This window comes from Xanthomonas sp. F4, from assembly GCF_011761895.1.
The window spans coordinates 540882-553677 of record NZ_JAASQX010000001.1; the positions used below are offsets into that span (position 1 = coordinate 540882).

Consider the following 12796-nt stretch of genomic DNA (forward strand, 5'->3'; position numbering starts at 1 on the left):
AGTCATCAAAACCGCCGTGAGGCGGTTCATTCAACCAAGGTAGTAAACGCAAATGGCAACCACGCATGAAATCAAGGTTCAGCGCCGCGAAGTCGAGGGCAAGGGTGCGAGCCGCCGCCTCCGTCGCGACGGCCTGATCCCGGCGATCGTCTACGGTGGCGATCTGAAGCCGGTCAACATCCAGCTCGACCACAACGAAGTCTGGCTGGCCAGCCAGAACGACTGGTTCTATTCGTCCATCCTCAGCCTGAGCCTGAACGGCGACGTGCAGAAGGTGCTGCTGCGCGATATGCAGCGTCACCCGTTCAAGCAGCTGATCATGCACATCGATTTCCAGCGCGTGAACGACAACGAGGCGCTGCACGCGTCGGTGCCGCTGCACTTCCTCAACGAGGACGTGTCCCCGGCCGGCAAGTCGGCCGAAGTGGTCGTGACCCACGAGCTGAACGAAATCCAGGTCGTGTGCCTGCCGAAGGACCTGCCGGAGTTCGTCGAAGTCGACCTGTCGGCGCTGTCGGTCGGCGACGTGATCCACCTGTCCGACCTGAAGCTGCCGGCCGGCGTCGAGCTGCCGGAACTGAAGCTGGGCAAGGAGCACGACGTGGCGGTGGTCATCGCCAAGCACGGCCGTGTCGAGGAAGAGCCGGAAGCCACCGACGCGGCGGCTGCCGCTGCCGAGCCGGCCAAGAAGGACGGCAAGTAATCGCCTGCGCGGCGTCCGGGCTTCGGTCCGGACGCTGCGGCGATGCATTGCGCATGACTGGTCTGCGTCTGATCGTCGGCCTGGGCAATCCCGGTGCCGAACACGCGAACACCCGGCACAACGCCGGGTTTCGTTTTGTCGACGCGTTGGCCGAGCGGGCCGGCGCGCGCTGGAGCGTGGACGCCAAGCTGTTCGGCGAGACCGCCAAGATCGAGGTTGCGGGGCAGGCGGTGTGGCTGCTGAAGCCGGCCACCTTCATGAATCTCAGCGGCAAGTCGGTGACGGCCGCATTGCGCTTCTGGAAGATCGAACCGGCGCAGGCGCTGCTGGCACACGACGAACTGGACCTGGCGCCGGGCACGGCGCGGCTCAAGTTCGACGGCGGCCACGGCGGCCAGAACGGACTGCGCGATACCATTCGCCTGCTCGGGCATGCCGGCTTCCACCGCCTGCGCATCGGCATCGGCCATCCCGGCCACAAGGACAAGGTGGTGCCGTGGGTGCTGGGACGCGCCGGCAAGGACGACCAAGTCCTCATCGACCGCGCCATCGACGACGCCATCGACGTGCTGCCGCTGGCCGTGCAGGGCGACTTCAACGAGGCGATGAAGCGGTTGCATACGAACAGGGATGCGTGATTGGGGATTGGGGATTCGCGGCCGCGCGGCTGGGCGAATCTCCAATCCCGAATCCCAAATCCCGGAAACTGAAACATGGGCATCAAATGCGGCATCGTCGGCCTGCCCAACGTCGGCAAGTCGACCCTGTTCAATGCGCTGACCAAGGCGGGCATCGCTGCGGCCAATTTTCCGTTCTGCACCATCGAGCCGAACGTGGGCGTGGTGCCGGTGCCGGATCCGCGTCTGAACGCGCTGGCGGCGATCATCAATCCGCAGAAGGTCGTGCCGACCGCGGTCGAGTTCGTCGACATCGCCGGCCTGGTCGCCGGTGCGGCCAGTGGTGAGGGCCTGGGCAACAAGTTCCTGGCGCATATCCGCGAAGTCGATGCGATCACCCACGTGGTGCGCTGCTTCGAGCATGGCGACATCATCCACGTGAACAACAAGGTCGACCCGGTCTCCGACATCGAGACCATCGACACCGAGTTGGCCCTGGCCGACCTGGACAGCGTGGAGAAGGCGCTCAACCGTGCCGAGCGTTCGGCCAAGGGTGGCGACAAGGACGCGGCGGCACGCAAGCCGGTGCTGGCCAAGCTGCAGGCCGCGCTGGCCGAGGGCAAGGCCGGGCGCAACGCCGGCCTGGACGAGGAAGAGAAGGCGCTGGTGCGCGATCTGTTCCTGCTCACCCTCAAGCCGGTGATGTACATCGCCAACGTGCTGGAAGACGGGTTCGAGAACAATCCGCACCTGGATGCGGTGCGTGCGCATGCCGCCGCCGAGGGCGCCGAGGTGGTGCCGGTGTCGGCGGCGATCGAGGAAGAGCTGTCGCAGCTGGACGACGCCGACCGCGATGCGTTCCTGGCCGATCTGGGCCTGAACGAGCCGGGCCTGAACCGGGTGATCCGCGCCGGCTACACCCTGCTGGGGCTGCAGACCTACTTCACCGCCGGAGTGAAGGAAGTGCGCGCCTGGACGGTCAAGGCCGGGTCGACCGCGCCGCAGGCCGCGGCGGTGATCCACACCGACTTCGAGAAGGGCTTCATCCGCGCCGAAACCATCGCCTACGACGACTTCATCAAGTACAAGGGCGAGGCCGGTGCCAAGGAAGCCGGGCGCCTGCGCCTGGAGGGCAAGGAATACCGCGTGCAGGAAGGCGATATCCTGCATTTCCGCTTCAACGTCTGATGCGCGCGCGTGTCCTGGCCGGGCGCGCGCGAGCAACGACGATTTCCTGCGATATCGCGTCAAAATACTGTTGACAAGGCGGGGATGTCAGGGAAGAATAGCGGGCTGTTTCACCCCTCTCTGATTTCGGCTTCGCAGCCGGGTTCGAGTGGGTAAGTTGGAGGGATACCCAAGCGGCCAACGGGGGCAGACTGTAAATCTGCTGGCTTACGCCTTCGGTGGTTCGAATCCACCTCCCTCCACCAGTTATTTTGTTGTGGCAGTGCGGCATCCCGTAGCGGGAGTAGTTCAACGGTAGAACCTCAGCCTTCCAAGCTGATGGTGCGGGTTCGATTCCCGTCTCCCGCTCCATTGAACGCGCTTGTGTCACAATAGAACAACGCTCACGTAGCTCAGTCGGTAGAGCACCTCCTTGGTAAGGAGGAGGTCGAAGGTTCGATTCCTTTCGTGAGCACCATATTCAGTCGTCAAATCTTTCTACGATCACCGAGAAGAAGCAGCCATGGCCAAGGGTAAGTTCGAGCGCACCAAGCCGCACGTCAACGTCGGCACCATCGGTCACGTCGACCACGGCAAGACCACGCTGACCGCGGCGCTGACCAAGATCGGCGCAGAGCGCTTCGGCGGCGAGTTCAAGGCGTATGACGCGATCGACGCGGCGCCGGAAGAGAAGGCGCGCGGCATCACGATCTCGACCGCCCACGTGGAATACGAATCCCCGACGCGCCACTACGCGCACGTGGATTGCCCGGGTCACGCGGACTACGTCAAGAACATGATCACCGGTGCGGCGCAGATGGACGGCGCGATCCTGGTGTGCTCGGCCGCTGACGGCCCGATGCCGCAGACCCGCGAGCACATCCTGCTGTCGCGTCAGGTCGGCGTGCCGCACATCGTGGTGTTCCTGAACAAGGCCGACATGGTCGACGACGCCGAGCTGCTCGAGCTGGTCGAGATGGAAGTGCGCGAGCTGCTGAGCAAGTACGACTTCCCGGGCGACGACACCCCGATCATCCACGGTTCGGCCCGTCTGGCGCTGGAAGGCGACCAGAGTGAGATTGGCGTGCCGGCGATCCTGAAGCTGGTGGATGCGCTGGACTCGTTCATCCCGGAGCCGCAGCGCGACGTGGACAAGCCGTTCCTGATGCCGGTGGAAGACGTGTTCTCGATCTCGGGCCGCGGCACCGTGGTGACCGGCCGTATCGAGCGCGGCATCATCAAGGTGGGCGACGAAATCGAAATCGTCGGCATCCGTGCGACGCAGAAGACCACCGTGACCGGCGTGGAAATGTTCCGCAAGCTGCTGGACCAGGGCCAGGCGGGCGACAACGCGGGCCTGCTGCTGCGCGGCACCAAGCGTGACGACGTGGAGCGCGGCCAGGTGCTGTGCAAGCCGGGTTCGATCAAGCCGCACACCGACTTCGAAGCCGAGGTGTACGTGCTGTCGAAGGACGAGGGCGGTCGTCATACCCCGTTCTTCAAGGGCTACCGTCCGCAGTTCTACTTCCGCACCACCGATATCACTGGCGCGTGCCAGCTGCCGGAAGGCGTGGAAATGGTGATGCCGGGCGACAACGTCAAGATGGTGGTGACGCTGATCAACCCGGTGGCGATGGACGAAGGCCTGCGCTTCGCGATCCGCGAAGGTGGCCGGACCGTCGGCGCCGGCGTGGTGGCCAAGATCATCAAGTAATGCCCTCCGGCGGCCTCGGTCGCCGGGCTCGACGGCAGGACGGCGGCCTCGGCCGCCGGAATCCGACGAGGTGCAGGCGGCTCCGGCCGCCGGGTTCAGCGAAGGGCGGGCCGGAACCTTCGGTCCGCCTTCGCCGTCTCAGGGAAGTGCAGTCGTTCTTACTACACGCCAGTAGCTCAATTGGCAGAGCAGCGGTCTCCAAAACCGCAGGTTGGGGGTTCGAGTCCCTCCTGGCGTGCCAATCTGCCGCTCCCTATCCAGTGACCTCGGTCGCATAGCAGCAAGAGTCGGATGAACAGCAAGATCGAGCATTCCAAAGGCCCCGCCGCGTCTTCTGGCGGCGATATCGTCAAGTACGTCATCGCAGCGCTGCTGGTGATCGCGGGCCTGTTCGTCTGGTTCTGGTTCGGTGAGCCGAGCCGTGCGGCACAACTGGGGAGCTGGTCCGGTCCGCTGCGCGCACTGGCGGTGATCGCGGGTCTGGCTGCGGGCGCGGCGGTATTCCTGATGACCGCCAAGGGTCGCGAAGGCCGCGAGTTCCTGTCCGAATCCCGTTTCGAACTGCGCAAAGTGGTGTGGCCGACCCGTCAGGAAGCCATTCGCACCACCTGGGTGGTGATCGTGGTGGTGATCATTCTGAGTCTGCTGCTGGGCGGGTTCGATTTCCTGATCCAGAAGCTGATGCAGTGGTTCGTGAGCCGTTGAGGAGAGTGCAGCAGTGAAGCGTTGGTATGTCGTTCACGCCTATTCAGGCTTCGAGAAGTCCGTGGCCCAAGCGCTGCGCGACCGTATTGTGCGTGACGAGATGCAGGAGCGCTTCGGCGACGTGCTGGTCCCCACCGAGGAAGTGATCGAGATGCGCTCCGGCCAGAAGCGCCGTTCCGAGCGCAAGTTCTTCCCGGGCTACGTGCTGGTGCAGATCGAGACCCACGAAGAGGGCGGCATTCCGCGCATCGACAACGAAAGCTGGCACCTGGTCAAGGAAACGCCGAAGGTGATGGGCTTCATCGGCGGCACCGCCGACCGTCCGTTGCCGATCCGCGACGAAGAGGCCGATGCGATCCTGCAGCGCGTTCAGGATGGCGTGGAGAAGCCGCGTCCGAAGGTGTTGTTCGAGCCGGGCCAGATGGTCCGGGTCACCGACGGCCCGTTCAACGACTTCAACGGCGTGGTCGAGGAAGTCAACTACGAGAAGAGCCGCCTGCGTGTTGCGGTGCTGATCTTCGGCCGTTCCACCCCGGTGGAACTGGAATTCGGCCAGGTCGAGAAGGCCTGAGCCCGCCCCGGCGCGGCTGCGCCGGGCGCCAAAATCTCTGCTATACTGCGCGGCTCCCTGTCCAGGCAAGCCGCCGGGCAGAACGGAAGCCGCCGCGAGGCGGCTTTCTGCGCACTTCAAAAACGTGATGGCGGGACACGTGATTTTCCCGTCGCGATGGGGAGCCTGCGGTTTAGGCGCTAGCACCCGGAGACACTAAAATGGCAAAGAAAGTCGTCGGTTACATCAAGCTGCAGGTGAAGGCCGGTCAGGCCAACCCCTCGCCGCCGGTCGGTCCTGCGCTGGGTCAGCGCGGCCTGAACATCATGGAATTCTGCAAGGCGTTCAATGCCGCCACGCAGAAGCTGGAGCCGGGCCTGCCGACTCCCGTCATCATCACGGCCTACTCGGACCGTACCTTCACCTTCGTCACCAAGAGCACCCCGGCCAGCGTGCTGCTGAAGAAGGCCGCGGGCGTCAGCTCCGGCTCCAAGCGCCCGAACACCGAGAAGGTGGGCAAGGTGACCCGCAAGCAGCTCGAAGAGATCGCCAAGGCGAAGGAAGCCGACCTGACGGCGGCCGAGCTGGAAGCGGCGGTACGCACGATTGCGGGTTCTGCCCGCAGCATGGGCCTGACGGTGGAGGGTTAAGCAATGGCACAGACCAAGCGACAGAAAGCGATCCGTGCTGCGGTGCAGCCGGGCAAGGCGTATTCGATCGACGAAGCGCTGAAGATCGTCAAGACCACCAGCAAGGCCAAGTTCGTCGAAGCCGTCGACGTGGCCGTGCGCCTGGGCGTGGACGCGAAGAAGTCCGACCAGCAGGTGCGCGGTTCCACCGTGCTGCCGGCCGGTACCGGCAAGAGCGTGCGCGTGGCGGTGTTCGCCCCCGCCGGCGCCAAGGCCGATGAGGCGCTGGCCGCCGGTGCCGAAGCCGTCGGCATGGACGACCTGGCCGAGAAGATGCAGGGCGGCGACCTGAACTACGACGTGGTCATCGCCACCCCGGACGCGATGCGCGTCGTCGGCAAGCTGGGCACCCTGCTGGGCCCGCGCGGCCTGATGCCGAACCCCAAGGTCGGCACCGTGTCCGCCAACCCGGCCGAAGCGGTCAAGAACGCCAAGTCGGGCCAGGTGCGCTACCGCACCGACAAGGCCGGCATCATCCACTGCACCATCGGCAAGGCCAGCTTCGAAGACGACGCGCTGAAGAGCAACCTGCAGGCGCTGCTGCTGGACCTGGTCAAGGCCAAGCCGGCGACCTCGAAGGGCACCTACCTGCAGAAGATCTCGGTGAGCTCGACCATGGGTCCGGGCGTCACCGTCGATCAGGCGTCGCTGTCCCTGAAGTAATCGCAACACGGCGCCGCCCGCGAGGTGCGGCGCCGGTTTCACCCTTTTGAAGGCGTCGCCAGGGGCAACCCGACGCGAAGCCGTCAAAGACCGCAGGCGCGGTCTGCGCACACCGACGACGGGCACGGAAGCTCGCAATGGCAAGGAGTCGCCGTCGGTACAGCGGGATCGCTTAATCCAGTCCCCTCGGGGACGCGCCGGCGTAGATGGTGCCGCCTTTCTGGAGTTTTTCTGGTGCAGGCCAACCCGGGGTTCCGGGCGCGCTCACTCCAGGTCTGGAACGGCCACCAACTGGGATGCCATGCGGCATCCCCGGCATCCAGGAAGGAGGCCGCCCAGGACCGCAAGCGGCAGGAGCCGCGAGCGGAGTAAGTTTGAAGCAGGGATTCGGGATTCGGGATTGGGGATTGGCAAGAGCGGCGGTATCGCTCCTGACGCATCCCAGGTCGCGCATTTCAACTCCCGGCTTTAACGGAGGAGTGCAATGGCTCTCAATCTGTCCCAGAAGCAAGAAGTCGTCGCCGAACTGGCCGACGTCGCCGCGAAGGCCCACTCCTTGGTTGCTGCCGAGTACGCCGGCATCACGGTCTCGCAAATGACCGCGATGCGCAAGAAGGCGCGCGAAACCGGTGTGTACTTGCGTGTTGTCAAGAACACCCTGGCCGCGCGTGCCGTTGCCGGTACCGAATACGAGTGCGTCCAGGACGCGCTGGTCGGTCCGCTGCTGTATGCGTTCTCGACGGAAGAACCCGGCGCTGCCGGTCGTCTGATCAAGGAATTCGCCAAGGGTAACGACAAGCTGCAGGCCAAGGTCGTGTCGCTGGGTGGTCAGCTGTATCCGGCCGCTCATCTCGAGGTGTTGGCGTCGCTGCCGACCCGCGAGCAGGCGCTGGCCATGCTGGCACGCGTCCTGGCCGAGCCGGCGAGCATGTTCGCCCGTGCGGTCAAGGCTGTGGGCGACAAGCAGGGTGGCGGCGACGCCGCTCCCGCCGACGCCGAAGCGGAAGCCCCGGCCGAAACGGCTTAAGTTCGCGACACCTGAAACGGTTCACTAGAACCTCATCCAGAAAAAATTCCAAAGGTAATCACAATGTCCCTGTCTAACGAGCAGATCGTCGACGCAATCGCCGAAAAGACCCTCATGGAAGTGATGGAGCTGGTCAAGGCCATCGAAGACAAGTTCGGCGTCTCCGCCGCCGCCCCGGTCGCCGCTGCCGGTCCGGCCGTGGCCGCCGCGCCGGTCGAAGAGCAGACCGAGTTCAACGTCATCCTGATCGACGCCGGCGCCAAGAAGGTCGACGTCATCAAGGCCGTCCGCGCCATCACCGGCCTGGGCCTGAAGGAAGCCAAGGACCTCACCGAGGCCGGCGGCGTGCTGAAGGAAGCCGTGTCGAAGGAAGACGCCGACAAGTTCAAGAAGGACCTGGAAGCCGCTGGCGCGAAGGTCGAAGTCAAGTAAGCAGTCCCTTGCATCGCCAGCCGTTCAAGGCGATGCACTGAAGGCTGGGGGCGAAAGCCCCCGGCCTTTGGCCGTTGTTGCAATGCCGGGATTGGATATTCGGCATCGGAGATTCGCAGGGTCGTCGACCCATCCCGAATCCCCTCATCCCCAATCTCGTTCTCATCGAGTTGGTAGTTGGAAGTAGCGGGAGAAGGCGTGCTGGTGCCGGCAATACCAGCGACTTCCAACTGACAATTTATGTTCACTCAGGGCCGCGGACGCGTGGCCCGCATCAGCCAAGGTGATACCTCATGACGTCTTATTCGTTCACCGAAAAGAAGCGTATCCGCAAGGACTTCGGCAAGCAGCGCTCGATCCTCGAAGTGCCGTTCCTGCTCGCCATCCAGGTGGATTCCTACCGCGAGTTCCTGCAGGAGAACACCGACCCGAACAAGCGTTCGGACCACGGCCTGCACGCGGCCCTGAAATCGGTGTTCCCGATCTCCAGCTACAGCGGCAACGCGGCGCTGGAGTACGTCGGCTACAAGCTCGGCGAACCGGTGTTCGACGAGCGTGAATGCCGCCAGCGCGGCATGAGCTACGGCGCGCCGCTGCGCGTGACCGTGCGCCTGGTGATCTACGATCGCGAGTCCTCGACCAAGGCGATCAAGTACGTCAAGGAGCAGGAGGTCTACCTCGGCGAGATCCCGCTGATGACCGACAACGGCACCTTCATCGTCAACGGCACCGAGCGCGTCATCGTCTCGCAGCTGCACCGCTCGCCGGGCGTGTTCTTCGACCACGACCGCGGCAAGACCCACAGCTCGGGCAAGCTGCTGTACAGCGCCCGCATCATTCCGTACCGCGGCTCCTGGCTGGACTTCGAGTTCGACCCGAAGGACGCGCTGTTCACCCGTATCGACCGCCGCCGCAAGCTGCCGGTGTCGATCCTGCTGCGCGCGCTCGGCTACTCGAACGAGGAGATGCTGTCCGAGTTCTTCGAGATCAACACCTTCCACATCGACCCGAAGGAAGGCGTGCAGCTGGAACTGGTGCCTGAGCGCCTGCGCGGCGAGACCCTGAACTTCGACCTGGCCGACGGCGACAAGGTCATCGTCGAAGCCGGCAAGCGCATCACCGCGCGCCACGTCAAGCAGCTCGAGGCCTCCGGCATCGCCGCGCTGGCCGTGCCCGACGAGTACCTGGTCGGCCGCATCCTGTCGCACGACGTGGTCGATGCCTCGACCGGCGAACTGCTGGCCAGCGCCAACGACGAGATCAGCGAAGATCAGCTGACCGCGTTCCGCAAGGCCGGCGTCGACGCCGTGGGCACGCTGTGGGTCAACGACCTGGATCGCGGTCCGTACCTGTCCAACACCCTGCGCATCGATCCGACCAAGACCCAGCTCGAGGCCCTGGTCGAGATCTACCGCATGATGCGTCCGGGCGAGCCGCCGACCAAGGACGCCGCGCAGAACCTGTTCCACAACCTGTTCTTCACCTTCGAGCGCTACGACCTGTCCACGGTTGGCCGCATGAAGTTCAACCGCCGTGTCGGCCGCAAGGAAGTCACCGGCGAGTCGGTGCTGTACGACAAGAAGTACTTCGGCGAGCGCAACGACGAGGAGTCCAAGCGCCTGGTCGCCGAGCACGCCGACAGCTCCGACATCCTGGACGTGATCAAGGTCCTGACCGAGATCCGCAACGGCCGCGGCGTGGTCGACGACATCGACCACCTGGGCAACCGTCGCGTGCGTTCGGTCGGCGAAATGGCCGAGAACGTGTTCCGCGTGGGCCTGGTCCGCGTCGAGCGCGCGGTCAAGGAGCGCCTGTCGATGGCCGAGTCCGAAGGTCTGACCCCGCAGGAGCTGATCAACGCCAAGCCGGTGGCCGCCGCGATCAAGGAGTTCTTCGGCTCCTCGCAGCTGTCGCAGTTCATGGACCAGAACAACCCGCTGTCGGAAGTGACGCACAAGCGTCGCGTCTCCGCGCTGGGTCCGGGCGGTCTGACCCGCGAGCGCGCTGGCTTCGAAGTGCGCGACGTGCATCCGACCCACTACGGCCGCGTCTGCACCATCGAAACCCCGGAAGGCCCGAACATCGGCCTGATCAACTCGCTGGCGGTGTATGCCCGCACCAACCAGTACGGCTTCCTGGAGACGCCGTACCGTAAGGTCGTGGACGGCCAGATCACCGACGAAGTCGAATACCTGTCGGCGATCGAAGAGAACGAGTACGTCATCGCGCAGGCCAACGCGCTGCACGACGCCAAGAGCCGCCTGACCGAGCAGTTCGTGCCGTGCCGTTACCAGGGCGAGTCGCTGCTGAAGCCGCCGGCGGAAGTGCACTTCATGGACGTGTCGCCGATGCAGACCGTGTCGATCGCGGCCGCGCTGGTGCCGTTCCTGGAGCACGATGACGCCAACCGCGCGCTGATGGGCGCGAACATGCAGCGCCAGGCCGTGCCGACGCTGCGTGCGCAGAAGCCGCTGGTCGGCACCGGCATCGAGCGTGCGGTGGCGCGCGACTCGGGCGTGACCGTGAACGCCCGCCGTGGCGGCGTGATCGAGCAGATCGACGCCGGCCGCATCGTGGTCAAGGTCAACGAGGCCGAGATCGGCGGCGGCACCGACGCCGGCGTCGACATCTACAACCTGATCAAGTACACCCGCTCCAACCAGAACACCTGCATCAACCAGCGTCCGCTGGTGAACGTGGGCGACGTGATCGCGCGCGGCGACGTGCTGGCCGACGGTCCCTCGACCGACATCGGCGAGCTGGCCCTGGGCCAGAACATGCTGATCGCGTTCATGCCGTGGAACGGCTACAACTTCGAAGACTCCATCCTGCTCTCCGAGCGCGTGGTGGAAGAGGATCGCTACACCACGATCCACATCGAAGAGCTGACCTGTGTGGCGCGCGACACCAAGCTGGGGCCGGAGGAAATCTCCGCCGACATCCCCAACGTGTCCGAGCAGGCGCTGAACCGTCTGGACGAGAGCGGCGTGGTGTACATCGGTGCGGAAGTGCGCGCCGGCGACATCATGGTCGGCAAGGTCACGCCGAAGGGCGAGAGCCAGCTGACCCCGGAAGAGAAGCTGCTGCGCGCGATCTTCGGCGAGAAGGCCTCGGACGTGAAGGACAGCTCGCTGCGCGTGCCGCCGGGCATGGACGGCACCGTCATCGATGTGCAGGTGTTCACCCGCGACGGCATCGAGAAGGACAAGCGCGCCCGCCAGATCGAGGAAAACGAGATCAAGCGGGTCAAGAAGGACTTCGACGACCAGTTCCGTATCCTGGAAAGCGCGATCTATGCGCGTCTGCGTGGCCAGCTGATCGGCAAGGTCGCCAACGGCGGTCCGAACCTGAAGAAGGGCGACACCATCAGCGACGCCTACCTGGACGGCCTGAAGAAGTCCGACTGGTTCGCGCTGCGCATGAAGGACGAGGACGCCTCCGAGGCGATCGAACGCGCGCAGAAGCAGATCCAGGCGCACGAGAAGGAGTTCGAGCGTCGCTTCGCCGACAAGCGCGGCAAGATCACCGCCGGCGACGACCTCGCCCCGGGCGTGCTGAAGATGGTCAAGGTGTTCCTGGCGGTGAAGCGCCGCATCCAGCCCGGCGACAAGATGGCCGGTCGCCACGGCAACAAGGGTGTCGTGTCGATGATCCAGCCGATCGAGGACATGCCGTACATGGCCAACGGCGAGACCGTGGACATCGTGCTGAACCCGCTGGGCGTGCCGTCGCGTATGAACATCGGTCAGGTGCTGGAAGTGCACCTGGGCTGGGCCGCCAAGGGCCTGGGTCGCAAGATCCAGAACATGCTCGAGGCTCAGACCAAGGTCGCCGACCTGCGCAAGTTCCTGGCGCAGATCTACAACCACGACCAGAAGCTGGGCGAGGACCGCGTGGACCTGGACCAGTTCAGCGACGCGGAGCTGCTGTCGTTGTCGAAGAACCTGACCGACGGCGTGCCGATGGCCACCCCTGTGTTCGACGGTGCGACCGAGGCCGAGATCAAGCACATGCTCGAACTCGCCGACCTGCCGATCAGCGGCCAGACCCAGCTGTACGACGGCCGCACCGGCGAGGCGTTCGATCGTCACACCACGGTCGGCTACATGCACATGCTGAAGCTGAACCACCTGGTCGACGACAAGATGCACGCGCGCTCCACCGGCCCGTACTCGCTGGTCACCCAGCAGCCGCTGGGCGGCAAGGCGCAGTTCGGCGGCCAGCGCTTCGGCGAAATGGAAGTCTGGGCGCTGGAAGCCTACGGCGCGGCCTACACCCTGCAGGAAATGCTGACGGTGAAGTCCGACGACGTGCAGGGTCGTAACCAGATGTACAAGAACATCGTCGACGGTGAGCACGAGATGGTCGCCGGCATGCCGGAGTCCTTCAACGTGCTGGTGAAGGAAATCCGCTCGCTGGCGATCAACATGGAACTGGAAGACTGAGGGCAGGGAATGAGGAGTCGGGACTAGGAAACCGCACGGGCGTGTGCCGACAGGCCGCCCGCGTTTCCTGTCCCGACTCTCCGC

General features: G+C 64.8%; 11 protein-coding genes and 4 tRNA genes. All 15 read left to right on the forward strand.

Annotation, left to right across the window (positions count from 1 at the left end; all coding sequences use genetic code 11):
- Window positions 1-52 precede the first annotated feature (52 nt).
- Complete coding sequence (locus tag FHR66_RS02385) at window positions 53-703, forward strand: 50S ribosomal protein L25/general stress protein Ctc (protein ID WP_160959210.1); 651 nt, start codon at window positions 53-55, stop codon at window positions 701-703.
- A gap of 53 nt (window positions 704-756) precedes the next feature.
- On the forward strand, window positions 757-1341 hold the full coding sequence (gene pth / locus FHR66_RS02390) for an aminoacyl-tRNA hydrolase (RefSeq protein WP_160966993.1): 585 nt from the start codon (window positions 757-759) through the stop codon (window positions 1339-1341).
- Window positions 1342-1416: 75 nt separating this feature from the next.
- Window positions 1417-2508, forward strand: coding sequence for a redox-regulated ATPase YchF (gene ychF / locus FHR66_RS02395; protein WP_160959215.1), 1092 nt, complete (start codon window positions 1417-1419; stop codon window positions 2506-2508).
- Between the two features lie 159 nt (window positions 2509-2667).
- Window positions 2668-2753, forward strand: a tRNA-Tyr gene (locus tag FHR66_RS02400).
- A 32-nt stretch (window positions 2754-2785) separates the two neighbouring features.
- A tRNA-Gly gene (locus tag FHR66_RS02405) sits at window positions 2786-2859 on the forward strand.
- A 30-nt stretch (window positions 2860-2889) separates the two neighbouring features.
- Window positions 2890-2965: transfer RNA gene (locus FHR66_RS02410), tRNA-Thr, on the forward strand.
- Window positions 2966-3010: 45 nt separating this feature from the next.
- A complete protein-coding gene (gene tuf / locus FHR66_RS02415) occupies window positions 3011-4201 on the forward strand; it encodes an elongation factor Tu (RefSeq protein WP_160966994.1) in 1191 nt (396 codons plus the stop codon).
- Window positions 4202-4366: 165 nt separating this feature from the next.
- A tRNA-Trp gene (locus FHR66_RS02420) sits at window positions 4367-4442 on the forward strand.
- A gap of 50 nt (window positions 4443-4492) precedes the next feature.
- A complete protein-coding gene (gene secE, locus FHR66_RS02425; RefSeq protein ID WP_160966996.1) occupies window positions 4493-4906 on the forward strand; it encodes a preprotein translocase subunit SecE in 414 nt (137 codons plus the stop codon).
- Window positions 4907-4919: 13 nt separating this feature from the next.
- Window positions 4920-5477: a transcription termination/antitermination protein NusG gene (nusG, locus tag FHR66_RS02430; RefSeq protein ID WP_145699991.1), complete on the forward strand. Its 558-nt coding sequence runs from the start codon at window positions 4920-4922 to the stop codon at window positions 5475-5477.
- Window positions 5478-5677: 200 nt separating this feature from the next.
- On the forward strand, window positions 5678-6106 hold the full coding sequence (rplK, locus tag FHR66_RS02435) for a 50S ribosomal protein L11 (protein ID WP_010341342.1): 429 nt from the start codon (window positions 5678-5680) through the stop codon (window positions 6104-6106).
- A gap of 3 nt (window positions 6107-6109) precedes the next feature.
- Entirely contained in the window at window positions 6110-6808 is a 699-nt protein-coding gene (gene rplA / locus FHR66_RS02440; protein WP_160966997.1) for a 50S ribosomal protein L1, read from the forward strand.
- A gap of 484 nt (window positions 6809-7292) precedes the next feature.
- Window positions 7293-7835, forward strand: a complete 543-nt coding sequence (gene rplJ, locus FHR66_RS02450) for a 50S ribosomal protein L10 (RefSeq protein WP_010341340.1) — start codon at window positions 7293-7295, stop codon at window positions 7833-7835.
- 63 nt (window positions 7836-7898) lie between these two features.
- Window positions 7899-8267 (forward strand): 50S ribosomal protein L7/L12, encoded by a 369-nt coding sequence (rplL, locus tag FHR66_RS02455; RefSeq protein WP_010341338.1) that lies wholly within the window; start codon window positions 7899-7901, stop codon window positions 8265-8267.
- A 293-nt stretch (window positions 8268-8560) separates the two neighbouring features.
- Window positions 8561-12712, forward strand: coding sequence for a DNA-directed RNA polymerase subunit beta (gene rpoB, locus FHR66_RS02460; RefSeq protein ID WP_160966999.1), 4152 nt, complete (start codon window positions 8561-8563; stop codon window positions 12710-12712).
- Window positions 12713-12796 lie beyond the last annotated feature (84 nt).

What these genes read in the sequence shown, in the direction of transcription:
- rplK (WP_010341342.1), top strand. Translation starts at nt 5,678, where the DNA reads ATGGCAAAGAAAGTCGTCGGTTACATCAAGCTGCAGGTGAAGGCCGGT.
- rpoB (WP_160966999.1), top strand. Translation starts at nt 8,561, where the DNA reads ATGACGTCTTATTCGTTCACCGAAAAGAAGCGTATCCGCAAGGACTTC.
- tuf (WP_160966994.1), top strand. Translation starts at nt 3,011, where the DNA reads ATGGCCAAGGGTAAGTTCGAGCGCACCAAGCCGCACGTCAACGTCGGC.
- rplJ (WP_010341340.1), top strand. Translation starts at nt 7,293, where the DNA reads ATGGCTCTCAATCTGTCCCAGAAGCAAGAAGTCGTCGCCGAACTGGCC.
- rplA (WP_160966997.1), top strand. Translation starts at nt 6,110, where the DNA reads ATGGCACAGACCAAGCGACAGAAAGCGATCCGTGCTGCGGTGCAGCCG.
- ychF (WP_160959215.1), top strand. Translation starts at nt 1,417, where the DNA reads ATGGGCATCAAATGCGGCATCGTCGGCCTGCCCAACGTCGGCAAGTCG.
- secE (WP_160966996.1), top strand. Translation starts at nt 4,493, where the DNA reads ATGAACAGCAAGATCGAGCATTCCAAAGGCCCCGCCGCGTCTTCTGGC.
- pth (WP_160966993.1), top strand. Translation starts at nt 757, where the DNA reads ATGACTGGTCTGCGTCTGATCGTCGGCCTGGGCAATCCCGGTGCCGAA.
- FHR66_RS02385 (WP_160959210.1), top strand. Translation starts at nt 53, where the DNA reads ATGGCAACCACGCATGAAATCAAGGTTCAGCGCCGCGAAGTCGAGGGC.
- rplL (WP_010341338.1), top strand. Translation starts at nt 7,899, where the DNA reads ATGTCCCTGTCTAACGAGCAGATCGTCGACGCAATCGCCGAAAAGACC.